The 25,071-nt window shown below is 69.5% G+C and carries 23 protein-coding genes and 1 pseudogene; 9 read left to right on the top strand and 15 right to left on the bottom strand.

Annotated elements, in window-relative coordinates; translation table 11 throughout:
* Positions 1–166: 166 nt before the first annotated feature.
* The 5 genes and pseudogenes from ACFVKT_RS11170 to ACFVKT_RS11190 all read right to left on the bottom strand — a co-directional run bounded on the left by ACFVKT_RS11170 (position 167) and on the right by ACFVKT_RS11190 (position 6,129).
* Positions 167–1,576 (bottom strand): M20/M25/M40 family metallo-hydrolase, encoded by a 1,410-nt coding sequence (locus ACFVKT_RS11170; RefSeq protein WP_385730016.1) that lies wholly within the window; start codon positions 1,574–1,576, stop codon positions 167–169.
* Between the two features lie 102 nt (positions 1,577–1,678).
* Positions 1,679–2,712: pseudogene (locus ACFVKT_RS11175) on the bottom strand (substrate-binding domain-containing protein).
* A gap of 195 nt (positions 2,713–2,907) precedes the next feature.
* The gene (locus ACFVKT_RS11180; protein ID WP_385730018.1) at positions 2,908–4,926 is read right to left on the bottom strand and encodes a protein kinase; all 2,019 of its coding nucleotides are present in this window, start codon (positions 4,924–4,926) and stop codon (positions 2,908–2,910) included.
* A 79-nt stretch (positions 4,927–5,005) separates the two neighbouring features.
* Positions 5,006–5,497 carry a MarR family winged helix-turn-helix transcriptional regulator gene (locus tag ACFVKT_RS11185; protein WP_385730020.1) on the bottom strand — a complete coding sequence of 164 codons (492 nt, stop codon included), beginning with the start codon at positions 5,495–5,497 and terminating at the stop codon, positions 5,006–5,008.
* Positions 5,494–6,129 (bottom strand): type 1 glutamine amidotransferase family protein, encoded by a 636-nt coding sequence (locus ACFVKT_RS11190; protein ID WP_385730022.1) that lies wholly within the window; start codon positions 6,127–6,129, stop codon positions 5,494–5,496. Before ACFVKT_RS11190 ends, ACFVKT_RS11185 begins: the two co-directional genes overlap by 4 nt.
* A gap of 252 nt (positions 6,130–6,381) precedes the next feature.
* Here ACFVKT_RS11190 and ACFVKT_RS11195 point away from each other — a divergent pair, with 252 nt between their 5' ends.
* The 3 genes from ACFVKT_RS11195 to ACFVKT_RS11205 all read left to right on the top strand — a co-directional run bounded on the left by ACFVKT_RS11195 (position 6,382) and on the right by ACFVKT_RS11205 (position 9,644).
* On the top strand, positions 6,382–7,737 hold the full coding sequence (locus tag ACFVKT_RS11195) for an aspartate aminotransferase family protein (RefSeq protein WP_385730024.1): 1,356 nt from the start codon (positions 6,382–6,384) through the stop codon (positions 7,735–7,737).
* Positions 7,738–8,005: 268 nt separating this feature from the next.
* Positions 8,006–8,701: a GntR family transcriptional regulator gene (locus ACFVKT_RS11200; RefSeq protein WP_385730026.1), complete on the top strand. Its 696-nt coding sequence runs from the start codon at positions 8,006–8,008 to the stop codon at positions 8,699–8,701.
* A 292-nt stretch (positions 8,702–8,993) separates the two neighbouring features.
* On the top strand, positions 8,994–9,644 hold the full coding sequence (locus ACFVKT_RS11205) for a hypothetical protein (protein WP_384381357.1): 651 nt from the start codon (positions 8,994–8,996) through the stop codon (positions 9,642–9,644).
* A 68-nt stretch (positions 9,645–9,712) separates the two neighbouring features.
* Here ACFVKT_RS11205 and ACFVKT_RS11210 read toward each other — a convergent pair whose 3' ends face one another.
* The 5 genes from ACFVKT_RS11210 to ACFVKT_RS11230 form a co-directional block, all read right to left on the bottom strand.
* Positions 9,713–10,165 carry a hypothetical protein gene (locus ACFVKT_RS11210; RefSeq protein ID WP_385730028.1) on the bottom strand — a complete coding sequence of 151 codons (453 nt, stop codon included), beginning with the start codon at positions 10,163–10,165 and terminating at the stop codon, positions 9,713–9,715.
* Positions 10,162–10,428, bottom strand: coding sequence for a hypothetical protein (locus ACFVKT_RS11215; RefSeq protein ID WP_225859703.1), 267 nt, complete (start codon positions 10,426–10,428; stop codon positions 10,162–10,164). The genes ACFVKT_RS11210 and ACFVKT_RS11215 overlap by 4 nt, the downstream gene beginning before the upstream one ends.
* A 117-nt stretch (positions 10,429–10,545) precedes the next feature.
* Positions 10,546–11,445 carry a hypothetical protein gene (locus ACFVKT_RS11220; RefSeq protein ID WP_385730031.1) on the bottom strand — a complete coding sequence of 300 codons (900 nt, stop codon included), beginning with the start codon at positions 11,443–11,445 and terminating at the stop codon, positions 10,546–10,548.
* Between the two features lie 174 nt (positions 11,446–11,619).
* On the bottom strand, positions 11,620–11,910 hold the full coding sequence (locus ACFVKT_RS11225) for a hypothetical protein (RefSeq protein WP_385730033.1): 291 nt from the start codon (positions 11,908–11,910) through the stop codon (positions 11,620–11,622).
* A gap of 432 nt (positions 11,911–12,342) precedes the next feature.
* Entirely contained in the window at positions 12,343–13,626 is a 1,284-nt protein-coding gene (locus ACFVKT_RS11230) for an adenylosuccinate synthase (protein ID WP_385730035.1), read from the bottom strand.
* A gap of 198 nt (positions 13,627–13,824) precedes the next feature.
* On the opposite strand from ACFVKT_RS11230, the gene ACFVKT_RS11235 reads away from it, so the two are divergent.
* Entirely contained in the window at positions 13,825–14,688 is an 864-nt protein-coding gene (locus tag ACFVKT_RS11235; protein WP_385730037.1) for a diacylglycerol kinase, read from the top strand.
* 164 nt (positions 14,689–14,852) lie between these two features.
* On the opposite strand, the gene eutC is transcribed toward ACFVKT_RS11235, so the two are convergent.
* Together eutC and ACFVKT_RS11245 are read right to left on the bottom strand one after the other, a co-directional pair.
* Positions 14,853–15,641: an ethanolamine ammonia-lyase subunit EutC gene (gene eutC / locus ACFVKT_RS11240; protein WP_385730039.1), complete on the bottom strand. Its 789-nt coding sequence runs from the start codon at positions 15,639–15,641 to the stop codon at positions 14,853–14,855.
* Positions 15,642–15,910: 269 nt separating this feature from the next.
* Positions 15,911–17,305: an ethanolamine ammonia-lyase subunit EutB gene (locus ACFVKT_RS11245; RefSeq protein WP_385730041.1), complete on the bottom strand. Its 1,395-nt coding sequence runs from the start codon at positions 17,303–17,305 to the stop codon at positions 15,911–15,913.
* A gap of 207 nt (positions 17,306–17,512) precedes the next feature.
* Here ACFVKT_RS11245 and ACFVKT_RS11250 point away from each other — a divergent pair, with 207 nt between their 5' ends.
* Complete coding sequence (locus ACFVKT_RS11250; protein ID WP_385730043.1) at positions 17,513–19,033, top strand: APC family permease; 1,521 nt, start codon at positions 17,513–17,515, stop codon at positions 19,031–19,033.
* 2,311 nt (positions 19,034–21,344) lie between these two features.
* Here ACFVKT_RS11250 and ACFVKT_RS11255 read toward each other — a convergent pair.
* Complete coding sequence (locus ACFVKT_RS11255) at positions 21,345–21,548, bottom strand: DUF397 domain-containing protein (protein ID WP_385730045.1); 204 nt, start codon at positions 21,546–21,548, stop codon at positions 21,345–21,347.
* 2 nt (positions 21,549–21,550) lie between these two features.
* Positions 21,551–22,414 carry a helix-turn-helix domain-containing protein gene (locus ACFVKT_RS11260; protein WP_385730047.1) on the bottom strand — a complete coding sequence of 288 codons (864 nt, stop codon included), beginning with the start codon at positions 22,412–22,414 and terminating at the stop codon, positions 21,551–21,553.
* A 189-nt stretch (positions 22,415–22,603) separates the two neighbouring features.
* On the opposite strand from ACFVKT_RS11260, the gene ACFVKT_RS11265 reads away from it, so the two are divergent.
* The 4 genes from ACFVKT_RS11265 to ACFVKT_RS11280 all read left to right on the top strand — a co-directional run bounded on the left by ACFVKT_RS11265 (position 22,604) and on the right by ACFVKT_RS11280 (position 23,863).
* Positions 22,604–22,999 carry an ATP-binding protein gene (locus ACFVKT_RS11265; protein ID WP_385730048.1) on the top strand — a complete coding sequence of 132 codons (396 nt, stop codon included), beginning with the start codon at positions 22,604–22,606 and terminating at the stop codon, positions 22,997–22,999.
* Between the two features lie 13 nt (positions 23,000–23,012).
* Entirely contained in the window at positions 23,013–23,300 is a 288-nt protein-coding gene (locus tag ACFVKT_RS11270; RefSeq protein WP_385730050.1) for a hypothetical protein, read from the top strand.
* Positions 23,293–23,484, top strand: a complete 192-nt coding sequence (locus ACFVKT_RS11275; RefSeq protein ID WP_385730052.1) for a hypothetical protein — start codon at positions 23,293–23,295, stop codon at positions 23,482–23,484. Before ACFVKT_RS11270 ends, ACFVKT_RS11275 begins: the two co-directional genes overlap by 8 nt.
* 154 nt (positions 23,485–23,638) lie before the next feature.
* Positions 23,639–23,863, top strand: a complete 225-nt coding sequence (locus ACFVKT_RS11280; RefSeq protein WP_385730054.1) for a hypothetical protein — start codon at positions 23,639–23,641, stop codon at positions 23,861–23,863.
* Here the strand turns inward: ACFVKT_RS11280 and ACFVKT_RS11285 are convergent.
* A complete protein-coding gene (locus tag ACFVKT_RS11285) occupies positions 23,847–25,067 on the bottom strand; it encodes a cytochrome P450 (RefSeq protein WP_385730056.1) in 1,221 nt (406 codons plus the stop codon). The two genes, ACFVKT_RS11280 and ACFVKT_RS11285, sit on opposite strands and share 17 nt — an antisense overlap.
* Between the last annotated feature and the right edge of the window lie 4 nt (positions 25,068–25,071).

The following is a 25,071-nucleotide window of genomic DNA, read 5'->3' on the forward strand; positions in this document are numbered from 1 at the left end:
CCTGCCCGTCCCTTGTTCCTGGGGGCTGCGCCCCCAGACCCCCCCCGCTTCGGCCTGAACGGCCCCGTCCTCAAACGCCGGACGGGCTGAAAACGCCGCCCCCACGGGTGGGTGGGGGATCGGGATGCACCACATCGCGGACAAACGCCGGACGGGCTGAAGACGTTCACACCTGCGGCGTCGGGAACGCCACCGGGCTTCTCGCTCCCGTGTGGCTCACCGCTCGTACGCCGAAGAAGACGTTGTCCTTGGAGAGGTCGACCTCGTAGGTCGTGACGTCGCCGGCGGGGAGCACGTGGGTCCACTCGGGGGCGGTGGTCTCGCGCCAGACGACCTCGTAGCCGGCGAGGTCGGGCTCGGGGCCGCGGGTCCAGACCAGCTTGGTGGAGTTGGTGAGGGTGGAGGTGATGATCTTCGCGTCGCGTGGGGTTCCCGGGGCCTGGGCCAGAGTCCACAGGGCTGCCGCGTTGACCTTCGCGACGCGCGTGATGAACGCGAAGTCACAGAACTCCGGGAGGTCGCCGAACTGTTGGCCGTTCTCGTCGACGCGTACGTCCTGGTGCTGGTGGGCGAAGTCCTCGGCGGGCTCGGTGAAACGGGCGGCGGGGTAGGCCCGTTCGAGGAAGGGGATGTGGTCGCCGCCCCGGCGGTAACGGTCGCGGCGGTAGATGACCCGCACGTGCATCCCGGTCGCGTCGTTGTCACCGACATCCCTGACGAACCTGGCCAGTTGGCGGGAGGGAGAGTCGTTCTCACCGCCCACCGAGCGGCGCGTCGCGGCCTGCGCCGGGGTCTCGGAGGTGGGCACGCCCTCGGCGAAGAGGCGGATTGTGTACGGGTCCCGTGTGCCGTCGTCCGCGGTGGAGCTGCCGATGATGTCGTTGGTGAACATGCCCTGGACGTCCGCACCGGCCGCCTTGTAGAGCTGCGCCATGTATGCGGCTCCGTACAAACCCTGTTCCTCCCCCGCGACCGCCGCGAAGACGATCGTCGAGGCGGGGCGGCGGCGGGCCAGCACACGGGCGAGTTCCATCGCCAGCGCCACCCCGGACGCGTCGTCGTCCGCGCCCGGCGCGTCCGAGGTGGCGTCCATCAGGTCGGTGACCCGCGAGTCGTAGTGGCCGGAGACGACGTACACGCGCTCCGGTGTGACCGAACCGCGCAGGGTCGCGACGATGTTCGTGATGCGGGTCGGGGTGGGGATACCGGATGCCGGTTCCTGGACGTACGACTGGAGTTCGACCGTCATCCGGCCACCGGAGCCCGCCGCGTACGTCCGCAGCTCCGCAGCTATCCAGTCGCGTGCCGCGCCGATCCCCCGTACCGGGTCGTCCTGCGAGGAGAGGGTGTGGCGGGTGCCGAAGGAGACCAGCTTGCGGACGGTCGCCTCGATGCGTGCGGGGTCGATCTCCTTGAGGAGAGTGCGGAGTTCGCGGGTGGGAGGCTGGGCGGTCGCGGGCGGCCGGGAGCCTGAGGCGGAGTCGGGGGGAGCCGCCTGCGCCGGAGGTGCCGTCGCTCCCAGCGTCACCGCACCCGCCGCCGTCGCGGTCAGGATCGATCTCCTGCTGTGGCGCATGCGTCCTCCTGAGGCCGATGTCAACCGCTGGGCTGCCACTGCAATGGTTGTGTACGCAACAAGCCTCGGCAAGGGTGCGTCGCCGTGAGAGCAACCCCGGACTCAGCCCTCGCCGCAGATCCTCAGCCCCACCGGCGTCCCGCACGGCAGGTGCCCGTGTGTGCGGATCACGTCCTGGCCGGCGCCCCGGATATAGGTGAGGAAGCTGGAGATGACGGAGTCGACGGGCGAGGCGCCGTACGTGCAGGCGTACTCGATCTCGCGGTACGGGTAGTCGCTGGTGCCGTGTTCGAGGTCCTCGACGGAGGCGTCGTGCCCGTCGAGGCCGATCCGGTGCAGGCCGCCGAAGCCGTTGGCGTTGTTCAGCTCGCTGTAGCCGATCGCGCCGGGCAGCTCGGCCACCGTGCTCAGCACCTGGTCGGTGGAGTCGGGTTCGCAGCGCACGACCGGGGCGGCCGGGTCGTCCTTGTGGACGCAGTCCAGCGAGGAGTTCGCGATCTCGCCGCGCCCCAGCACGCGCCGCTGGAAGACCTGCCGGGTACGGGAGTTGGCGTCCCGGCTGACGAGGAGGACGGGCAGGTCGGGTCCGTCGAGCTCCGACCAGCTCTTGATCTCGCCGCGGTAGAGCAGCATCAGCAGCTTGAAGTGCTCGCTCCGATTGAGCGGGACGCGCGGGATGAGCAGCGTGCTGTCCTCGTAGTTGAAGCCCGCGGCGCGGGTGAAGGGATCCATCAGGTGGTCGGTGCCGGACGGCTGGGTGACGGACACACCCCGGATGACGCGGTCCGTGAACACCGCGGTCACACCGTGCCGTTCACGGCTCGTGTAGTCGTCGCCTGCGACACTCTGCGAGCCGTCGTTCTCTATCCGCAGCAGCACGAGGGTGGCGTCGGCCATGCCGGGCGCCTCGTCGAACCATCCCTGCCGGACGTTCGCACGCCCCGAACGCACGTCGTCGCCCACCGGGTTGTCCATCTGCACCCGGTAGCCGATCCTCCCCCACTGCCTTAAGGGCGCGGGCGGTGCCCCCAGCGGCGCGGCACCCGGCGCTCGTACCAGACCATCACCGCGGAGGCGACGACACCGATCACAGCGGTCCCGACAGCCACCACGTTCTCCGCGCTCAGCCACTCCACTTGAGCCACTCCCCCGCGCCCGATGGTCCGGAAACGGTACGGCGCGGAGCGGGAACGTCCGGAAGACGCCAGGTGAACTCACTGAGGCGCCGCCAGACGGGCTCCGTGTACGTCAGAGGCCCTGCGGGGTACGTCAGTTGCTCTTCGTGTACGTCAGAGGCCCTGCGGGGTACGTCACAGGCCTTGCGGGGTACGTCAGTTGCTCCTCGTGTACGTCAGCGACTCGCCCGTGTCCGTGTTCACGCGGCGCAGGCTGCCGTCCGGGAGGAGCGTGACCTCGGAGGCGGCGCCCGGGGAGCAGGAGGCGGCCGGTTCACCGACGGTGACCTTGGAGGGACCGATCTCCAGTGGCCCGTCGGCGGTCGGGGCCTCGGCCAGCGGGGCCTGGAAGACACAGTGGTATGTGCCGCCGCCGGCCGGGCCGTCCGCGGTGAGCGAGAGGACCGTGTCACCCACCTCGCCCTGCTGGATGACCAGTTGGCGGGTGTTGGAGCCCGAGTCGTTGTCGATGCCGGAACTCCAGGTGCCGAGGTACGCCTCCGGAATCGTGCCGCCCTCGGACGCCTGCGTCGTGGGCGAGGCGCTTGCGCTGGTCGGAGACGGTTCGGGCGTGGCCGGGCCGGGTGTCACGGGCGCGCTGGCCTCGGGCGACGGCTTGGCGTCGTCGGTCGTGTCGCTTCCGCCGCCGCTCATCAGCGCGTAGACGGAGCCGCCCGCGCCGAGGGCGACGACCAGCGCCACCACGATCAGGGCCGCGGTGGAGCGGCTGCTCCTGCCCGAGCGGTCGGGCTGGGGAGGGAAGGGAGAGAAGGGGGCAACTCCGGGGCCGTACGGGGGCGTTGTCCCCGGCGGCTGGGTCCAGCCGCCCGACTGCGGATAGCCGTACGCGGGGTGCGGGGGCTGTGCCGGGCTCACCGGGGGCTGCGGCTGCGCGTACGGAGGCTGCTGGGGATGCGGATACTGCTGGGGATAGCCGTACGTGGGGTGTGGGGTGGTCGGCGGAGCCGGCGGGGGCGGCGCCTGGCCCGTACCCGTACCCGTACCCGTACCCGCGATCATCGTGGGCTGGTGCTCCACGGGAGCCGGTCGTCCCGGCGGGGGCGGGGTCGGGCCTTCGGACGGGGTGGGAGCGCGTTCCGGGGAGGGCTGGGGAGGAGTCGCGGGCCGCCCCGGCGGCTTGGACAGGTCCGGAGCCGGAGTCGGGGTCGGTGCCGGGGCCGGGGCCGGCGTCGAGGTCGGGGCGGCCGGGACTCGTCCCAGCCGTGTCGTCGGGGCCCCCGACCCCGGCCCCTCGTCCGGATCCTCCGTGTCCAGCAACTGCACGGCATGCCGCCCGAGTTGGGCCACCAGCGCACTCGGCAGCCAGGGATCGCGCGAACGCCCGTCCAGGACGGTGTCCTCCGCCCCGGACAGCTCCAGGATCTCGCCGAGGCCGGGCCGGGCGGCGGGATCCTTGTGCAGGCAGGCGCGTACGAGGTCGACGAGGCCCTCCGGAACCCCCTCCAGGTCGGGTTCCTCCTGCGCGATGCGGAACATCATCGCGTGCGCACCGGAGTCGGCACTGCCGAAGGGAAGGACGCCCGTGGTGGCGTACGCGAGGACCGAGCCCAGGCAGAACACGTCGCACGCGGGCGTGATGCGGTCGCCGCGGACCTGCTCGGGGGCCATGAACCCGGGCGAGCCGACGAGCGCTCCGGCGCGCGTGAGGCCGTTCTCGGTCACGGTCTCCAGGGCGCGCGCGATCCCGAAGTCAATGACGCGGGGGCCGTCGATGGTGACGAGGACGTTCGAGGGTTTGAGGTCCCGGTGGATCAGCCCCGCGGCGTGGATGTCCTGGAGGGCGTGCGCGAGCCCGGCCGCGAGGATGCGTACCGACCGCTCGGGAAGTGCCCCGTGGTCGTGGCCCACGACGGTCTGCAGGGTGGGGCCGGCGACATAGCCCGTGGCCAGCCAGGGGATCTCGGCCTCGGTGTCCGCGTCGAGGACGGGCGCCGTCCAGTAGCCGCCGACCCGCCGCGCGGCCAGCACCTCCTGCCGGAACCGCGCCCGGAACTCCTCCTGTTCGACGAGCTCCCGGCGCACCAGCTTGACCGCGACCGTACGCCCCCGGTCGGACCGGGCGAGATACACGTGCCCCATCCCGCCGGCACCGAGCCGCGCCAGCAGCCGATACGCGCCGATGCGCTGCGGATCCCCAGCTCCCAGCTTCTCCATGGTTGCGCCCACCCTCCCCCGTGCCTGTGCGACAGGCTGAGGATAGTGCGGCCGTACGGGGAGGCGGGCGGAGCGGTGTCTACGGTTCCGTAACGGGGTGTTCCGTTTCAGTGACACCGGCGGCGCTGTCCGTAGTCATGGCGTCGAGCGCCGCCGACAGGCGTTCCAACACCCGTACGGTCTCCGCGAATTCGTCCTCTCCGAGAGTCTCGGCCAGCCGGTCGGCCAGGTCCGCGTGGCCGGGGTCGACCTTGGTGATGGCGGCGCGGCCCTCCTCGGTGGGGGTGAGGAGTTTGGCGCGCCGGTGGGCGGGGTTGGGGAGGTACTCGGCCAGGTCCTTGTCCACCAGCAGGTCGGCGATGCGCTGCACGCTCTGGCGGGTGATGCCCATCGCGCGGGCGATCCCGGAGACGGGCAGCGGCTCGGGGAGCACCGCGCCGAGCACCTGCCACCAGGCGGCGGTGAGTCCGGCGGGCCGGGCCAACTCCTCGGCGACGGAGAGGAATTGGCCGTTGAGCCGGAAGACGCCGAGTGCGCTGCGGCTCAGCAGGTCCTGGCGCGCCCGGCTCACTGCCCGGCCTTTTCGAGTACGGCGTAGGCGGCGGGGTCGGAGTCGTGGAACAGCCGGTACCAGGCGTCAAGGACCTCGCCCTCGTACACACCGAGAAGCCCGAAGACCTCGCGGGCGAAGGCGACGGGTTCGGTGGGGCCCGCCGTGACCACATTGCCGTCGGTCACGGCGTCGGTGTCGACGTACCGCTCGCCGCCCCGGTAGCCGGTGGCGGCGAGGTAGAAGGACACGGCGCTGGTGTGTGCGCGGTCGTCGAGCAGGCCTTCGCGGGCGAGGCCGGCGGTGCCGCCGCAGATGGCGGCGACGGGGACGCCCGCGTCGAGGAACGCACGGGCCTTGCGGGCGAAGGGGGCGAGGTCGTCGCCCGTGTCCCAGAGGTCCGCGCCGGTGAGGATCAGCAGCGAGCTGTCCTCGGGGCGGAGCTCGTCCAGGGCGAGGTCGGGCTGGATACGGACGCCGCCGACCGTCGTCACGGGCTCCCGGGTGGGGCCGACGGCACGGATCTCGCGGCCTGCGCGGGCGAGGTAGGCGGTGGTGTGACCGGTCTCCCAGTCGGCGTAGGTGTCGTAGACGGCGAGGTGTACGGGCTTGAGCGGCTCGAACGGCTTGAACTCAGGCGTGCTGTGGTTCATCGCTCCTCCTTGGCCGGGCGCGCGAGTGACTATGTAAGCATGCTGTCATTTAGACAGCATGCTGTCAAGAGACGCTCGGAGGACCCTCCTCTGTGTGAAGCCCGACAGACTGAGGACCGCTCCTCCCCTTGAAGCCCGACAGACTGAGGACCGCTCCTCCCCTTGAAGCCCGACAGACTGTCGTGGAAAGCCCCCGACCGCAGACAGGACGCCGATATCGCGCCCACCTCGTGGACATTTACGCTGCGGCGCATGACCCCTCAGCCCAACCCCCAGGCCGGCGCCGCCGTGAAGGCCGCGGACCGTGCGCATGTGTTCCACTCCTGGTCAGCGCAGGAGCTCATCGACCCGCTCGCCGTCGCCGGTGCGGAGGGGTCGTACTTCTGGGACTACGACGGCAAGCGGTATCTGGACTTCACCAGCGGGCTCGTCTTCACCAACATCGGGTACCAGCACCCGAAGGTCGTCGCCGCGATCCAGGAGCAGGCCGCGACCCTGTCCACGTTCGCGCCCGCCTTCGCCGTGGAGGCGCGTTCGGAGGCGGCCCGGCTGATCGCCGAGCGGACCCCGGGCGACCTGGACAAGATCTTCTTCACCAACGGGGGTGCGGAGGCGGTCGAGAACGCGACGCGCATGGCCAGGCTGCACACCGGGCGCCCGAAGGTCCTCTCCGCGTACCGCTCGTACCACGGAGCCACCTCCGCCGCGATCAACCTCACCGGTGACCCGAGACGCTGGCCGAACGACAGCGGAGCGGCCGGTGTCGTCCACTTCTGGGGGCCCTTCCTCTACCGCTCCCCCTTCCACTCGGAGACCGAGCAGCAGGAGTCGGAGCGGGCGCTTCAGCACCTCGAGGACACGATCGCCTTCGAGGGCCCCGGCACGATCGCGGCCGTGATCCTGGAGACGATTCCGGGTACGGCGGGCATCATGACGCCGCCGCCGGGTTATCTCGCCGGGGTGCGCGCGCTCTGCGACCAATACGGGATCGTCTTCATCCTGGACGAGGTCATGGCCGGGTTCGGGCGTACGGGGAAGTGGTTCGCCGCCGATCACTACGGCGTGACGCCGGACCTGCTGACCTTCGCGAAGGGGGTGAACTCCGGGTACGTGCCGCTCGGCGGTGTCGCCATCTCCGGCGCGATCGCGGAGACCTTCGCGCGGCGGCCGTACCCCGGCGGGCTGACGTACTCCGGGCATCCGCTGGCCTGTGCCGCCGCCGTCGCCACGATCAACGTGATGGAGGAGGAGGGGATCGTCGACCAGGCCGCGTCCATCGGGGAGACGGTGATCGGGCCCGGGCTGCGGGAGCTTGCCTCGCGGCATCCGAGCGTCGGGGAGGTGCGGGGTACGGGGGTGTTCTGGGCCCTTGAGCTGGTGCGGGACCGGGAGACGCGGGAGCCGCTGGTGCCGTACAACGCCGCCGGGGTGGACAACGCGCCCATGGCCGCGTTCGGCGCCGCCGCCAAGGCGGGTGGTCTGTGGCCCTTCATCAACATGAACCGCACCCATGTCGTGCCGCCGTGCAACATCACCGAGGGGGAGGCCAAGGAGGGGCTCGCGGTGCTGGACGAGGCGTTGGGGGTGGCGGACGGGTATGTGGGGTGAGGGCGGGGTGGCCCGCGGCGGAGCCGCTGATGGATGCAGTTCGCCCCCTCCGCCCCAGACCCCGCTCCTCAAACGCCGGACAGGCTGAAAATCTTTAGCCTGTCCGGCGTTTGAGCACGAGCGCGTTCAGAGCGATACGGGGGTCTGGGGGCGGAGCCCCCAGGAACAAGGGACGGGCAGGGGCGGAGGGGGCGAAAAACCATCCCCTGCCCCCCACCGCGTAAGGTGACTGGCTCCTAGACATACGCGACAAGGGGACCCCCACACCATGCCCGGCCCCGGCGCCAAGGGCGCCGTCACCCGCAGCACCCTGCGCCAGCAGCTCGCGGACGCGCTCCGCGACGAGGTGCTGGCCGGCCGCCTCCAGCCGGGCCAGGCGTTCACGGTGAAGGAGATCGCCGAGCAGTACGGCGTCTCGGCGACCCCGGTCCGCGAGGCCCTGGTCGACCTGTCGGCGCAGGGCCTGCTGGAGGCGGACCAGCACCGCGGCTTCCGGGTGCACGAGTACTCCCCGGCCGACTACCGCGGCATGATCGAGGCGCGGAGCCTCGTCACGGACGGCATCTTCCGCTCCGTCACCGTCGGCGTCATGACCCGGCCCCAGGACCCCCGCACCACCGCCGCCCTCGCGGGCGTCCGCCGCCGCGCCGAGGAGGCCCAGCGCGCCGCCGCCGCAGGCGAGCTGAACATCCTGATCGGCTACGACCTCCGCTTCTGGCGCGAGCTGAGCGGCCTCTTCGGCAACCCCTACCTCGCCGACTTCCTGCACCGGCTGCGCATCCAGTCCTGGGCCTGCGCGGTCCAGCACCTGCGCGAGGTGGCCGACCTCAAGGGCCACCTGTGGTCGGCCCACACGGAACTGGTGGACGCCCTCGCCCGCCGCGACTCGGCCGAGGCGCACGCGATCGTGACGGCGTACAACGCGCACTCGCTCGCGCTGATCGAGCGCCTGGCCGCCGAATGACGCGCCTGGCCACCGAGTAGTACGCCCGCCCGCCGAATCAGGGGGCTGCGTGACCCGGGGCCGGAGATCTTCTGGCCGTCCCGCGTTTGAGGACGAGGCTTTCGGGCGATCGGGGGTTTGGGGTGACGAGCCCTTCGGGCGATCGGGGGTTCGAGGGCGCGGCACTGAGTCGCGGGACCCGTCCGGGCCACCACCGGGAAGCCAACTTACGCACCGAGGCCTGACCAAGGCCTCCGCGCGCATTACGCTTCCCTGACCACCGTGCACACCAAGGAGCTAGAGGAGCCGTCTGTTGGCCTGTGACCTGTGGCTGGTCCCGCTCGTCGACGTGTTGTGCCACACCCCCGACAATCCCTTCGCCGAAGAACTCGCGCTGTACGACAAGACGCTGGCGGAGGCAGGACTCCCGCCGGTCCCTGTGTACGCGTACATGCCGGGCCTGTCCGGCGACGTGGCTCCGGTCGCGGGGTTCGACTACGACGCCCTGCACTTCCTGCGCCGTGCGTACCTTCTTCAGATGTGCGGCCTTGCGGTGACGCCCGTGGACGAACTCGGCGGCGACTACGAGCAGTTGCTGGAGATGTTCGGGACGAACGCCCAACAGTCGCATCTGGTCTGGCACTACGACCACGCGGGCGCGTACGTCCCGGTGGACTTCCCGCACCCTCTCGCCAACGACGAACTCCTGGCAGGCGGCGGCCCCCTGGGCTCCTCCCAGACGCTGCTGCGCGAACTCGAATTCGTGGCCCCGTCGATCGGCATCGACCCGGCGAACCCACCGGCCGCCCCACAACCCCCCATGGCCCCCACGGACCTGGAGGAACCGGCGGCACCCGCCCCCTACGACGCCAGCCCCTTCGCCCGCGAACGCCACGTCTGGCTGGGGCTGCACGCGGCCGCGACACGCAGCCTGGCACAGGGGTCGATGATCATCTTCAGCTGAGGCGGCGTGGTGGGTGCGGTCCGGGCTGTAAGCGGCCCGGACCGCACCACACCATCCGTCGGCAGCCGTCAGCGTTGCTCGACGATGCGGATCGTCCGGATCCCCGTGCCCCGGTACCGGGTGGGCGTCCGGGTCAGGACTGGACGGCCACGCGGCCACTCGACAGTGGGCAGGGCGAGGTGCAGCACATGGGCGCCGCTCCAGTCCGGCTCGTCCTTGCCACTCTGATCCCCGTCCCCGGAAGCCGCCGTCCGCAGGCGCTTGCCCACGGCGGTCGCCGCCGCAAAGTCGAGCCCCTCGATGTTGACCGAAGGCAGTGCGCCGACATGCTCGGCAACCCCCGCCCGTTCACGCTCGGCGGCGGCCAGGCTGAGCGCCGGGATGTAGACCCGCAGGGCCGGATCCTTCTCGGCCTCGACGACGAGCCGGGAGGTCATGCTGTTCCCCGCGCCCAGCGCGAGCGCGGCGGTGTCGTCGAAGATGACGGCACGCGGCAGCGGGTACCTGTTCTCGTCCGTCACTGGACCTCCCCGATACGCCCCGCCTCAAGGTCGGCCCACAGCTTCTCGCCGGCCTTCTCGTCCTCTTCCGTGTAGGGCCTGCCCAGGAAGTGCTCCTCGACGTACGCCCTGGTCTCCTCGTACCGCTTGCGCAGCTCTTCCTTGGTGGGCGTGGCCCCGGCCAGCTCCGCCACGAGGTCCCGCATGCTGATCCCGCGCTCCCGGGCCAGCTCCTGAAGGCGGTCTCGGACAGCGGGGTCGACCTTGATCGTGGTGTCAGCCATGAGGAAAGTATACTCGCGGTATACCGTCTCTGGGCGTACGAGTGTGACGGTCATCGACACTCCGTTTCTCTTGAGCGACCCGGCCGCACGGACACACGGCCGGCAGTCTTCGTGGACCTACGCGGGCGCCGCCCGCCCGCTCAGCAGCGCGCGGGCCAGTGCGCCGCCCCGGCGCGCGGCGTCCCGGTAGGCGGGGGCGCCGGGTTTGCGGATCTCGGCGGTGCTGAGGATCTCGGCGGTGCTGCGGATCTCAACGGTCGTGACCGGAGACGCTGTTGGCGCAGGGCCGACCGGGCGCTTGCGGCGCAGGCGGTCCTCGACGAGGGCCCGGGCCGAGTACACCGGAGACGGCAGCCCCTGCGTCAGCGCGGCCCGCACCGCCGCGCTGCTCGCGCCCCGCTCCCACCACTCCTCCACCAGCGGCGCGAGCCGCAACGCCTCCGCCGCGCCGAGCGCGAGCCGGGGTTCGGCGCGGCCGAGCGAGCCGAGCAGCTTCGCGGCGAGCGCCGTGCGCTCGCTCTGCGACGGCGGTGCCGACGCAAGCGTCGACTCCGCTGCCAAATCGGCTGGCAAATCCGCTGCCGACTCCGCCGTCGGCGGGGAGGGAGGTTCTTGTTCCCTGGTTTTTTCTCCCGAAGGGAGCGGGCCCGAGGCGGCGGATTCCGACTCGCCGGAGGCCTGGTTCTGGATTTTTTCGGGTTCACCCGAGGGTGGTTCGTCGTCGTACGGAGTGTCGAACACCTCGTACACGGTGAAGAGTTGGCCGCTCTCCGGGTTCTTGTGCAGCACCCGCCGCAGATACCTGGATTCCTCCAGCTCATGCAGGGCGGCCGCGATCCGCGCCCGCCCTTCCTTGCGCTGCTCGGCGAGCGTACGGATGGTGGCGCGGGCGCCGTTCGGGAGGCTCAGGAGGTACGTCAGTACGCCGACCGCACACCAGGAGATGCTCCGGTCGCGGAGGAGGGCGTTCGCGAAAACTGAAAAGGCACGCGTGGGCGTCGTACGATGAATGCGCATTGGGAGCTCCGTCTTACTCCTGGTGCCAAGCCCCCGGGTGTTGGCGCACCGCGGGGGCGTTTCGTTGGCGTGACTCTATGGGCACGCACAGCGACGAAAGCAAGCCACAACTGCCTTTTCCCAGGTGGAAGTTCGCGTTCTTCATCCCTGGGGGTGAATCGGACGCCCCTGCGGTCAGCGGATCTGGGACAGGCCCTTCTGGAGGTCCTCGGCGTTCATGATCGGGCTGATCTCGACCTTGGCGTTGAACTGGGTGAGGAACGGCTCACCGACAGGAGGCAGGTCGGAGCTGTCCTTCATGTCGAAGACCAGAAGGCAGGTTCGGCGGCCGTCCAAGGGCGCGAAGTACGCCGCCTCTGGCTTGAGGTGGTCCAGGATCTCCTTGATCAGCTCCGGCATCTTGCCGCTGCGGATCGCTTCGTTCGACTTCTCCGTGTCCAGGGTGGCCCTGAGCAGGACGCGCATCGCACTCACCTTCTTCTGATCGACTTCTCCTGGTCGACGCACGTGCGTTTGCACTTTCAGCCTATGCCTGTTATGCGAGGTACGCCCACTTCTGAGACTGATGTGCGGATCGCCGGAGCAGGGTGTGTACGGGGGCGCCTTCGACGCCGGCGCACCCCCGTCCGGCCGCGCCCTGTGCGCTGAACTGCCGACCGACGCCAGGATGTACGCCGAGAGAAGTCAAGCGGTGGAGCCATAGCAGGATTGGCAGATCCGTACCACTCGCAGCCTCGGAACGGCCTGGTGACAGCCGTCGGAGCTGGTACAGATCTGCCAGTCGTCGCCATCGGCGGGCCCAGGCCAGAAAACAGCGATTGGCGCACTCGAGCCACATACGAGGCGTACAACTCCCTCGTATGTGGCCCAGGTGCGCCAATCGCTTCCTGGCGGAGGCTAGATGAACGAGTTGATCTCGATCGTCTCGTCGCGGCCCGGGCCGACGCCGATCGCGGAGATCGGGGCGCCGGACATGTCCTCGAGGGCCCTGACGTAGGCCTGGGCGTTCTTCGGGAGGTCGGCGAAGGACTTCGCCTTGGTGATGTCCTCGGACCAGCCGGGGAGGGTCTCGTAGATCGGCTTCGCGTGGTGGAAGTCGGTCTGGGAGTACGGGAGTTCCTCGACGCGCTTGCCGTCGATCTCGTACGCCACGCAGACCGGGATCTCCTCCCAGCCGGTGAGCACGTCCAGCTTGGTGAGGAAGAAGTCGGTCAGGCCGTTGACGCGGGTCGCGTAGCGGGCGATGACCGCGTCGAACCAGCCGCAGCGGCGGTCGCGGCCCGTCGTGACGCCCCGCTCGCCGCCGATGCGGCGCAGCGCGTCGCCGTCCGCGTCGAAGAGCTCGGTCGGGAACGGGCCCGCGCCGACTCGGGTCGTGTACGCCTTGAGGATGCCGATGACGCGGCTGATCTTCGTCGGGCCGACGCCCGAGCCCGTGCACGCCCCGCCCGCGGTGGGGTTCGAGGACGTGACGAAGGGATACGTGCCGTGGTCGATGTCGAGCAGCGTGCCCTGGCCGCCCTCGAAGAGGACGACCTTGTTGTCGTCGAGCGCCTTGTTGAGGAGCAGCACGGTGTCGGCGACGTACGGCTTGAGGCGGTCCGCGTAGGCCAGCAGTTCCTCGACGACCTGGCTTACCTCGATGGCGCGCCGGTTGAAGACCTTGGTGAGGAGCTGGTTCTTGCCGTCGAGGGCCGCTTCGACCTTCTGCGTCAGGATCGACTCGTCGTACAGGTCCTGGACGCGGATGCCCACGCGGTTGATCTTGTCCGCGTACGTCGGGCCGATACCGCGTCCGGTGGTGCCGATCTTCCGCTTCCCGAGGAAGCGTTCCGTCACCTTGTCCACCGTCACGTTGTACGGCGTGATGATGTGCGCGTTTCCGCTGATGAGGAGCTTGGACGTGTCGACGCCTCGCTCGTTCAGTCCGTTCAGCTCGGAGAACAGGACCGACGGGTCGATGACGACTCCGTTTCCGATGACCGGAGTGCACTCCGGTGTGAGGATTCCGGAAGGGAGGAGGTGGAGGGCGTACTTCTGGTCGCCCACGACTACCGTGTGGCCGGCGTTGTTGCCGCCCTGGTAGCGCACCACATAATCCACGGAACCGCCGAGCAGGTCCGTGGCCTTTCCCTTGCCTTCGTCACCCCACTGAGCACCGAGCAGCACAAGTGCGGGCACGCGCGTACACCCCTTCCGGGCGGGGCATGTCCAAGGTCGGGGACGTACGCGGCTGTTGTGTACGGCTGCGTATGCCGGCGGCCTTCTTTGGCCGCGACCTATCGGACCGGATGCCCCGGAATAGACCAAGCCCCTGGCGCAATAGCGCAAGGGGCTCTTGCACAAAGATGCTACCCGAGGAAGCGAGGCAAGACCGAGGTGGCGCCTTCCGACCAGCTCCTGGTGGTCATCGACCCGGTCGCCCATCGCAGTGACGGTGAGTCGGTACGGATCGCAAAAGACGTGCTCAGCGCCGGTGCGGCCACGAAAGTGTGCCTCCCGGCCGGGCCTGAGGAATTTGCTCGTGTGCTCGCCCGCCGGGGGTCCCGACGGCCCGTTGTCGTCGGGGACGACCGGGCGCTGCTGCGCGCGGTGTCGCTTTTGCACCGGCAGCGGGCGCTGGGGGCGTGCGCGGTGTCCCTCGTGCCGGTGGGGGGTGTGCTGTCGCTCGCCCGGTCGCTGGGGGTGCCCATGGGGGCGGTCGCGGCGGCCCGTGCCGTGCTCGACGGGGTCGAGCGGCGGATGGACATGCTGGTGGACGACAGTGACGGGGTGGTGGTGGGGGCGCTGCGGATTCCGTCGGTGGCCTTGCCCTCTCCGGGTGGGGTCCCCTTCTCCGTCTCCGGGGAGTCGGCCGCCGCCCGGCCACCCTGGCTGCGGACCTGCCAGTCGCTGGTCCGCACGCTGGCCTCGCGGCCGGGGCGCCTTGTCGCCGCGCCCGCGCCCGCACCATCGAGGCCTTCGCGGCTGCGGGTCGAGGTCGACGGGGTGCTCCTCGTCGACCTCGACCAGCCCGTGGAGTCGGTTTCCGTGACGCCGGGGGTCCTCGGCGGTGCGGAGGTCGAGGTCCGCCCGGTGTCCGTGGGGGCGGCGGTCGCACCGCTACGGGTCGTGGGGCGACGGGTGACCGTCTCCGGGGCGGACTTCCGCTACCGGGCGGATGCGGTGGTCGGGGGGCCCGTCCGGACTCGGACGTGGGTGGTGTGGGAGGGGGCTTGGGGGCTTACGTTGCCGGTGGGGTGAGGGGGCGGGGCGGCTGGGGGTGGAGGTTCTCACCCCCTACGCCCCGTTTCAGCCCGTCCGGCGTTTGAGGACGAGCGCGTTCAGCGCGATGGCGGGGGTCAGGGGGCGGCAGCCCCCAGGAACAAGGGACGGGCAGGGGCGGAGGGGGCGAAAACACCCGCCCATCACGCCGCAGGCAGGGCCTCCGTATCCGACTCGTCCTTCAACGCCACCCCCGTCCCCCCGAGCTCCCGCGCCCGCCGCATCAGCGCCGCCAGCTTCGCGGCAGCCCCGGCGTGGGACAGCCCCAGCGGCGGCCGGATGTTGGAGAGGCAGTTGCGGTCGGCGTCCGTCGTCACGCCCGGGACGGGCGCGTACGTGAGATACGCACCCAGCGAGTCCGCCGCGGACATACCGGGACGCTCCCCGATGAGGACGACGACCATCGCGGCACCCAGCGCATGGGCGATGTCGTCGCCGAGGGCCACGCGAGCCTGCTCGGCGAGGACGACAGGAGCGACGCGCCAGTCACCCGGCAGCAGCGAGGTCGTCGCGCGGATCACCGGCGCCGCGTGCTCGTGCACGGCCCGGCTCGACAGCCCGTCGGCGACCACGAACACCACGTCCCAGTCGTCCCGGGGCAGATGGGCCCGGTCGACGTCGTCGAGACGGCGGCCCAGGTCGGGACGCTGGAGATAGGTGAGCCGGTCGGGGGCGGCACTCCGGACCCGTACGGTCGCCACTCCCGTCAGCGCGGCCGCCACCACCTCCGGTTCGAACGGCGAGTGCACCGCGTCCCGCGCGGCGGCGTGCGCGGCCTGGAGCTCCAGCCGGTGCCGCGTCGGCAGGGCCGAGCCCGCCCGGCCGAGGCCGATCCGGGCCTGGGTGTGCCGGCGCAGGGTGGCCCACATCGCGGCGTCGGACTCGGGCGCCACCAAGGCCCGTACGAGATCAGCCAATTGACGATCCGTCATGCGATCCCACTCTCGACAGCCGATCCAAGACCCGTCATGCGATCCCACTCTCGACAACCGATCCAAGACCCGTCACACGACCCCACCCTCGACAACCGATCCAAGACCCGTCACACGACCCCACCCTCGACAACCGATCCAAGACCCGTCATACGACCCAGCTCCCAGTGGCCGATCCACGGCCCGTCATGTGATCCAGCTCCCAGTGGCCGATCCACGGCCCATAGCGCGCGCCAACTCCCCGCCAGGGAACAGGCATTCAGAATCCGTCACGCTGCCAACTCCTTGCCGATCGTCATCAGGGGATGGGCCGTACCGGAGACATCGCGGACGCCGCCCGTGTCGTCCAGCAGTCCGATCCGCTCCAGCCACGCTTCGAACTCCGGTGCCGGGCGCAGGCCGAGCACCTCGCGCAGGTACAACGCGTCGTGGTAGGAGGCGGATTGGTAATTGAGCATGATGTCGTCGCCGCCCGGCGTGCAGATCACGAAGGAGGCGCCGGCGACACCGAGCATCGTGAGCATGGTCGCGATGTCGTCGTCATCGGCGTCGGCGTGGTTGGTGTAGCAGATGTCCAGGCCCATCGGCAGGCCGAGGAGCTTCCCGCAGAAGTGGTCCTCCAGCGCCGCCCGCAGGATCTGGCGGCCGTCGTACAGGTACTCCGGGCCGATGAAGCCGACGACGGTGTTCACGAGGAGCGGGTCGTAGCGGCGGGCCACGGCGTACGCGCGTGCCTCCACCGTCTGCTGGTCGACACCGTGGTGCGCGTCGGCGGACAGCGCGCTGCCCTGGCCGGTCTCGAAGTACAGGGCGTTCGTACCCACCGTCCCCCGGCCCAGCGCCTTCGCGCCCTCGTACGCCTCGTCGAGGAGGCCGAGGGTGACGCCGAAGGAGGCGTTCGCGGCCTGCGTACCGGCGATGGACTGGAAGACGAGGTCGACGGGGGCGCCGCGTTCCATCAGGTCGATGCTCGTCGTCACATGGCACAGGACGCAGGACTGGGTGGGGATGTCGTAGCGGGCGATCACTCCGTCCAGGAGGTCCAGGAGATCCCGTACCGCCTTTGGACTGTCGGTCGCCGGGTTGATGCCGATGACGGCGTCGCCGGAGCCCAGGAGGAGCCCGTCCAGGAGCGCCGCGGCGACACCCGCCGGGTCGTCGGTGGGGTGGTTGGGCTGGAGGCGGGTCGCCAGCCGGCCGGGCAGCCCGATGGTGGAGCGGAAGGCGGTGACCACGCTCACCTTGCGGGCGACGGCCACCAAGTCGGAGTTGCCCATGAGTTTGGAGACGGCGGCGACCATTTCCGGTGTCAGACCGGGGGCCAGGGCGGCGAGGGCCGTCGCGTCCGCCGTCGCGGACAGCAGCCACTCGCGGAACTCGCCGACCGTGAGCCCGGCCACCGGCGCGAAGGCCGCCGCCTCGTGCGTGTCCACGATCAGCCGGGTCACGTCGTCGTCCTCGTACGGGATCACCGGCTCGGCGAGAAACCGCGCGAGCGGCACATCCGCGAGCGCCCACCGCGCAGCGACCCTGGCCTGCGCGGATTCGGCGGCGAGACCGGCCAGACGGTCGCCGGACCGCTCGGGGCTCGCGGCGGCGAGCAGCCGGGCCAGTCCGTCGAACCGGTAGCTCCGGCCGCCGAGGGTGGCGCTGTAGGTGGTCATGCCGGCGACCGTACGAAGGCCTGTGACCCGGGGTCCAGGGCCGGCCGGAGAGTTTACGCAGACGTTCGATCCTCAGGCGGCCTAAAGGTCTAGTTGACAAACATTTAACGCCTCGACCTGCGGGGCGAATCATTCGGCCAGCAGGATTCCGGCCCATTGACCGTGGACAGAGATCAGCATTCGGTGATCGAGGAGAGGGGCCACCCGATGGCGGTTCAAGAGGGCGTAGCTCCTGCGGAAGGGGCGAGCACGGGGGCGGGGGACGGCACCGTCCACCGGCTGAAGCCGAACGCGATCGGCCTGCTCGGCGTGGTCTTCATGGCCGTCGCCACCGCGGCCCCGATCACCGCCATGACCGGCAACGTGCCCTTCATGGTCTCCGCCGGCAACGGCATCGGCGCCCCCGCCAGCTACCTCGTCGCGATGGCCGTACTCGCGATCTTCGCGGTCGGTTTCACCTCGATGGCGAAGCACATCACGTCCACCGGCGCCTTCTACGGCTTCATCTCGTACGGTCTCGGCCGCACCGTCGGTCTGGCGTCCGGGCTGCTCGCGACCTTCGCGTACGTCGTCTTCGAGCCGGCGCTCATCGGCATCTTCTCGACCTTCGCCACGACGACGCTGAACGACCAGACAGGGATGGACATCCCGTGGTGGGCGTTCGCGATCGTGATGCTCGCCGTCAACGCCACGGGGACGTGGTTCGGCGTCTCGGTCGCCGAGAAACTGCTGGTCGTACTGCTCGCCACCGAGGTGACGGTGCTGGCCGCGATGGCGATCTCCGTCGCCCTGCACGGCGGCGGCCCGCACGGCTTCACCTTCGGTCCCATCAACCCGGTCAACGCCTTCCAGGGCACCAGCGCCGGGCTCGGCCTCTTCTTCGCCTTCTGGTCGTGGGTCGGCTTCGAGTCGACGGCGATGTACGGCGAGGAGTCCCGCGACCCGAAGAAAATCATCCCCAAGGCGACGATGATCAGCGTCCTGGGCGTCGGCGTCTTCTACGTCTTCGTCTCCTGGATGGCCATCATCGGCAACGGCGAGACCGAAGCGGTCGCCGCCGCCTCCTCCGCCAACCCCCTCGCCCTCTTCTTCAACCCCACCGAGCGGTACGTCGGCCACTGGGCCGTCGACGTCATGCAATGGCTGATGATCACCGGCTCACTGGCCTGCGGCATGGCCTTCCACAACTGCGCCGCCCGCTACATGTACGCCCTGGGCCGCGAAGGCGTACTCCCCTCCCTCCAGCGCACCATCGGCCGCACCCACCCCGAGCACGGCTCCCCGCACATCGCGGGCCTCGTCCAGTCCGTCGTCAGCGCGATCCTGATCGGCGCGTTCTGGATCGCCGGCAAGGACCCCTACACCGGCACGTACGTCCTGCTCGCCATCCTCGGCACCATGGCCATCCTGGTCGTCCAGGCCGTCTGCTCCTTCGCGGTCCTCGCCTACTTCCGCACCCACCACCCCGAGAGCAGGCACTGGTTCAAGACCTTCACCGCGCCCCTCATCGGCGGCCTCGCAATGCTCGGCGTAGTGGTCCTGCTGCTCTCCAACATGGGCGCGGCGGCGGGGGCGGAGTCCGGCTCCCTGGTCCTGAAGGCGACCCCGTGGATCGTGGCGCTGATCGCGGTGGGCGGCGTCGGGTACGCGACCTATCTGAAGCGACGCGCTCCGGAGCGGTACGCGCTGCTGGGGCGGACGGTACTGGAGGAGACGAAGGAACGGTGACGAACGGAACGGTGACCATCTGTCGCCGGTGACGGGAGCGCCCCTTCGGGGGCGGGGAACTGCGCGACCAGCCACGGCGGGCGGGCCCGCAGTCCCCCACCCACCTCTCTAGGCGACCTCACCCTTCGGCGGGCCTGCGCTGGTGGGTGCACCTCCTGTTCGTCACGGCGTGCGCGGTGCAGGGCGCGGTCGCGTACCAACAAGATCCGCACCCGCACCGACAAAACCACCGGGCGCAAGACGTCCTACACCTACGACGCACAGGACCGCCTGTCCTACGCGCTGGAGGCCGACTCGGCCGGCGCACGCACAGCGTCATGGCTGTACTGCTGGGACAAGGCCGGCAACCTCACCCCCCCCCCCCAGGACGGTCAGCTGGCCACCTGCCCCGCCAGCTCGGCCTTCACCTAAAACGACGCCTCCCAACTGACCGCCCAGACCGGCTCCGCCACCCCCTGGTCCTACGACAAGACGGGCAACGAGACCGCCGGCGGACGCGTCGCTGCCACCGCACGTACGAATGAGACATGGACGGACCACAGCCACCTGTCCGGCATCACGGTCAGCGGCTCGGCCTACGACGCGGTGCACGCCGGGACCGACAACTCCGAGCGCACCAAGCTGGGTTCGACCTGGTTCCACCACACCGCTCTCGGCCTGGCGTCCACCACCACGAACGGCGTCGACACCGGATTCATCCGCGAACCCGGGGGCACCCTGAATTCCATGACAACTGGGGGGGAAGTCCTACTACTACCTCACCGACGCGACCGGCAACGTCCTCGGCCTCGTCGACGACACGGGCAAGCGCACCCACACCTACGCCTACGGCCCCGCCGGCCTGCCCCGCACCACACCCACCGAAGCAGTCCCCCAGCCCTACCGCTACACCGGCGCCTACGCCGACCCGACCGGCCTGTTGCGTGGGGGGAGTTAGAGCTGCGGCAGAGACCGGAAGCATCGCATACGCCGCCGCGGTCGGCGGCGTAGCCGGCGCCGGAGTCGGCAGTGCTGTAGGCGCTGGTGCTGCCGTAGTCGGCAGCTGCGCGATTGGAGTGCCATGGGTTACTACGGAGCGGACATCCTCACCTACGGGTAGCACATGAAGAATAGCTAGACAGGGGAACCGCAGCCCCCGTAGATCGCTGTGGGCTGGTATTTCGTTCCCGGCCCACAGGTTTCCTGTGAATGGGGAGGGAGCGGTGGTGGAATGCGACGGAAGGGTACATCGGTGGATGACGCAATAAGAGGAGTGCGAACTTTTTCTGCGGTTTTGATCGCGGGAGGGATATGTGCGTGCATTGCAGGAACGGTTACTGGCGATGCTGTGCCGGTCGCGCTCGGGGCGATCGGCACAGTCAGCGGAGTGGTCCTGGCGGTCCTGGCCTTTCCAGGCCATCGGAAGACTCGCTCCTGACACGATGATTCGGACTCGATTGCGCATGCCGTACTGGTCCCGACGATCCGGATGACCGGAGACCGGCGCACCTCCGTCCCCGCCCAGTCCGATGCCGGCCGACTTCGCGTAGGAGGAGTTATGCCAATCAGCCCGGCCAAGAAGCCGACATGGTTCGTAGTGACAGGTACGGCGTTCGGAATGTTCTGCATAATTTTGGGCGCGCAAAGCCAGAACTACGCGCTTCTGGGAGCCGGGGTGCTTGCACCTGTCGGCGGATCCTCTCAGATCCTCACGGCAATCGTTCGCCAGAGGCCAGGAAGGTGAAATGATCTACGTTACGCATCCGCGGAGAAAAAACTCACTGCCAAGCGAAGAGTACCGGAAAGCATGGAGAAACCTTGCCCTTGCATTTCTTGTACTCTATTTCATGACAGGCGTAATCCTGATGGTCACGGGAACCTCTGCAGGGAGCGCCTGGATTCGCCCACTTGGACTCGTTGCTCCCGCGCTGGGAATGGCAGTCGTGATTCGAAGCAGGCGCCCCGGGGCCTAACGCTTCGTGCCTCGCGGCGGGTGCAGCCGCCGGGACTTCGCCACGCTAGGGGTGCCGACGGTCGCTGGATTCAGCGGCTGCTCCGTCGTTGCGAGACAAGGAAACCAATGCAGAGAGCAATCATCGCCCTCGGTGCCGCAATTGCACTGAGCTGTGGAATCTTGCTGATTGTCATGGGCGTCAATGAGGCGCAACCTGGGGCAGCCATCCCGCTGGTTTTCGGAATCGCGCTCGCGGCGGCAGCCCTTTGGCTCCTGAGCCGAGGATTCAGGAGAGGTAAGTGACAACCGCGGCAGTCATGCCCAGCCTCGCGGCGGATCTTCGGATCGCGGTCCGCCTCGATGACTCGGGCGCCTGCGCTACGCGAAGCTGCCGAACTCCCCCGCCTGCGCGCCGGTGACGAACGCGGCCCAGCTCTCGCGGGAGACGGCGAGCAGCGGCCCGTCCTGCGCCTTGCTGTCGCGTACGGCTCGGCCGCCGGTTGCTGTGGCGGCGACCTCGACGCAGTCGCCCTGCTGTCCGGAGTACGACGACTTCCAGAAGGTGCCTACAACCTCGGTCACGATCAGTCTTCCTTGGTGCTCCGCAGTACGCCCCGGATGAGTCGCGCACTTGCGTCCGGCGCCAGTGCTGCCGATCGTAGTAGGTCGTATGCGTTGCTGTAAGCCCCAAGATCCTCCGGCGCTTCAAGGACTGACGTGCCTCGCAGATTCTCCAGGGTCACGGCTTCGACGGTCGGTTCGGAGTCGAAGCTGAAGGAGGAGAAGGCAGAGGTCGAGGCCGCCAGTACTCCCGCACTGAACGGCAGTACCTGCACGGTGATGTTCTTCCTCTTCCCGACCTCAAGGATCGCGGCCAGCTGCTCCCGATGGATCTCGGCGCTCACCAACGGGTGTGCGACGACCGCCTCCCAGAGGATGGCGGTGTACGACGCTCCACCCTCCCCGATCTTCGCCTGGCGCCCTTCCCGCACCTTCACCAGCTGGGAAATCAGCTCTGGGGCAACGTAGTAGGGCCCCGCCGCGATAACTGCCTCTGCGTAAGCCGGCGTTTGCAGCAGACCGGGCACCAACACCGGCTGCCACTGCCTGATGTACGACGCGTCGTCCTCCAACGCGATGTGGTCCAGGTAGTCCGGCCGCAGATGTTCCGCGTGTTCGAGCCACCAGCCCCGATTCTTCGAGTACTTGGCCAACTCCTCAAGCTTGTCGCGGACTTCCCGGTCCGTGACGCCGTAGGCATCCAGCAGCAGTCGTACCTCGATGACGCGAGGCGTCGCGTGACCGCTTTCAACACGGCTGATTCTTGCCTGACTTGACGCGATCACCTCGGCCGCCCGCGGCTGGTCGAGCTTCGCAGCCTGCCGGTACCTCCTCAGCGCCGTACCCAGGCGCCTGCTACGCACCGTCGGCCGTCCACCTGCGGGCATGGACTCTCCTTCTCTCCTCGGGCAACCCTGTCATACAGCACGTCAACCCTAAGCCACATCACACGATCGAGTGAGACGTCTGCATGTATTCATGAGTTTCAGTTGTATGCGTCGCAGATTTAGACCTACCGTCGAAGCACGCGCCGCCCCACGGCGCAGTCTTGACGACACGTCAGGGGGTACGCCGACATGCGCACAACCACCTTCCACATCCCCAAACACAGACGCCACGTGCCGACGGCGCGGCAGCGGGTCCGCAGCACCCTCGCCGACTGGGGACTCACCGGCGAACTCGCCGACAGCGTCACCGTGTCGGCGAACGAACTCGTCACCAACGCCGTGGCCCACTGCCGTGTGACGTTCGCCCGGATCGAGGTCACGCTCTCCATGCGGGGGCGGGACTTGGTCCTCGAAGTCTCGGACCCCGACAGGGAGAGGCTTCCTCGGGCCCGTGGCTCCGGCCCGGACGGAGAGGACGGGCGCGGTCTGGTCCTCGTCGGGCGGTTGGCGGACGCGTGGGGGCACAGGCAACAGCCGTACGCGAAGTGCGTGTGGGCCCGGTTCGCCATTGCCGAGAAGCCCTGAGGAGCTGTCGGAATTGCAGAACGCCATCCTGTTCATGGTCGCCCTGCTGGGCGCGTTACTTCCCTTTCAGCCGCGCTGGCGGGTCAGACACGCGATGCCGGATCCGCACGACGTCGCCCAGCCCGTACGGACCCCGGACCCGTACGTGGGGCCCATGCCGAACGCGCGTGAGGAAGCATGGTTCCCGCCCGAGCCGTGGCAACGCGGGTGGGGCGACGCCGACGACCCGGTCCGCCCGTACGTGCGCGACGCCATGGGCGAGGAGTGGTCCCCGGGCGGATGGCGGCCGAGGCATGAGTGAAGCGAAGGACAGCGTGCGGATGTCGGACGCGCCGGAGGAGCGGGAGTGGCTCGCGTGGCTCAGTCACGTGAAGACATGCACCGGTGACTGCCGACACCACGGCAGGGACTGCGCCACCGCGGCCGAGCTACGGAAGGCGTTGCGCGAGGCGCGGGCCCTGATCGAGCGCGTCACGCCCCGATGACTGCCGTTCCGGAGGCGCCGCAGTGGTCGGGCGGAAGCCGCGCCCCCAGCGCTGGGCAGTGCAACACCCCTGGGGACCAAAGTAGTTCACACAGGAACACAAGGCAGCGGCGCCACGGGAACCCCGAGCCCCACGCGCCACGTCCATGACAGGTATGGGGCAACGGATGCAGGCCGCCGGCGGATGTCTGATCGCTGTCGTCGGTGCGGGTGTGGGACTGGCGGTGTGGACCGTCGGCTTCCAGGGGCGGTTTCGGCGGTTCGAGCAGGCGTCCGACTGGAGTGTGGTCTACGCGGAGCTGCCCTTGATGGTTCTGGGCGGGGTCGCCGCCGCACTGGGACTCTGGGCCCTCGGGCGGCGGGTCAGAGCGCGACGCTGAGTCCCTCCAGCCCCCGGATCACAAAGGCCGGTTTCCGCTGGGGCTCGGCGGTGAGGCGGAGGGTCGGGGCCTGGGACAGCAACGCGCGCAGGGAAGCGGTCAGTTCCAGGCGGGCGAGCGGTGCTCCGATGCAGTAGTGGATGCCCGCGCTGAAGGAGATGTGCGGGTTGTCCGCGCGGGAGAGGTCCAGCTCCTCCGGGGCGGTGAAGACGGCCGGGTCATGGTTGGCGGAGCCGAAGAGCATGGCGATCTCGGAGCCGCGGGGGATGGTCGTACCGTCGATCTCGATGTCGTCGAGGACCCAGCGCTCGAAGAGCTGCAACGGGGTGTCGTACCGCATCAGCTCCTCCACGGCCGTGGGAACCAGCGAGTGGTCGCCGCGGAGGGCGGCGAGCTGACCGGGGTTGCGGAAGAGGGCCCACCAGCCGTTCACCGTGGCGTTGACGGTCGCCTCGTGCCCGGCGTTCAGGAGCAGGACGCAGGTCGAGATCATCTCCTGTTCCGTCAGCCGCTCCCCGTCCTCGTACGCGGCGATCAGGCCCGAGATCAGATCCTCGCCCGGCTCCTTGCGGCGGGCCTCGATCAGCCCAAGGAGATACTCCGTGAACTCCTCCGAGGCGCGGACCGCCTTCGCCGCCGTCTCCTGCGACGGGTTCATCTCGTACATCCCGCAGATGTCCGCCGACCACGGCCGCAGCGGCGCCCGGTCGGACTCCGGGATCCCCAGCATCTCGGCGATCACCGAGACCGGCAGCGGCTCGGCGACGTCCGTGAGCAGATCACCGCCACCCGCCGCGACCAGCCGGCCGACCAGTTCGCCTGCCAGCTGGTCCACATACGGCTTGAGCTGCTCCACCGTGCGCGGCGTGAACGCCTTCGAGACCAGCCGCCGGATCCGCGTGTGGTCCGGCGGCTCCAGGTCGAGCATCCCGTTGTCGTTGAGCACATGGAACGGCTCGTGCTCGGGCCGCGGCGCCGTGCGTCCGAAATCCTCGTGCGTGAAACGGTGCTGGTACGTCCGCCCGAGGCGGCGGTCCCGCAGCAGCGCCGACACGTCCGCGTGATGCGGGACCACCCACTGCTTGGTGGGCTCGAAGTAGTGCACCCGGCCACGGGCACGCAGCTCCTCGTACACGGGGTACGGGTCCGCCAGGAACGCCGGGTCCCAAGGGTCGAAGGCCTGCGGAGTCTCCAAAGCTGCCATGACC

Origin of the sequence: Streptomyces sp. NPDC127595, from assembly GCF_042671685.1 — a bacterium.
Lineage (GTDB): Bacteria > Actinomycetota > Actinomycetes > Streptomycetales > Streptomycetaceae > Streptomyces.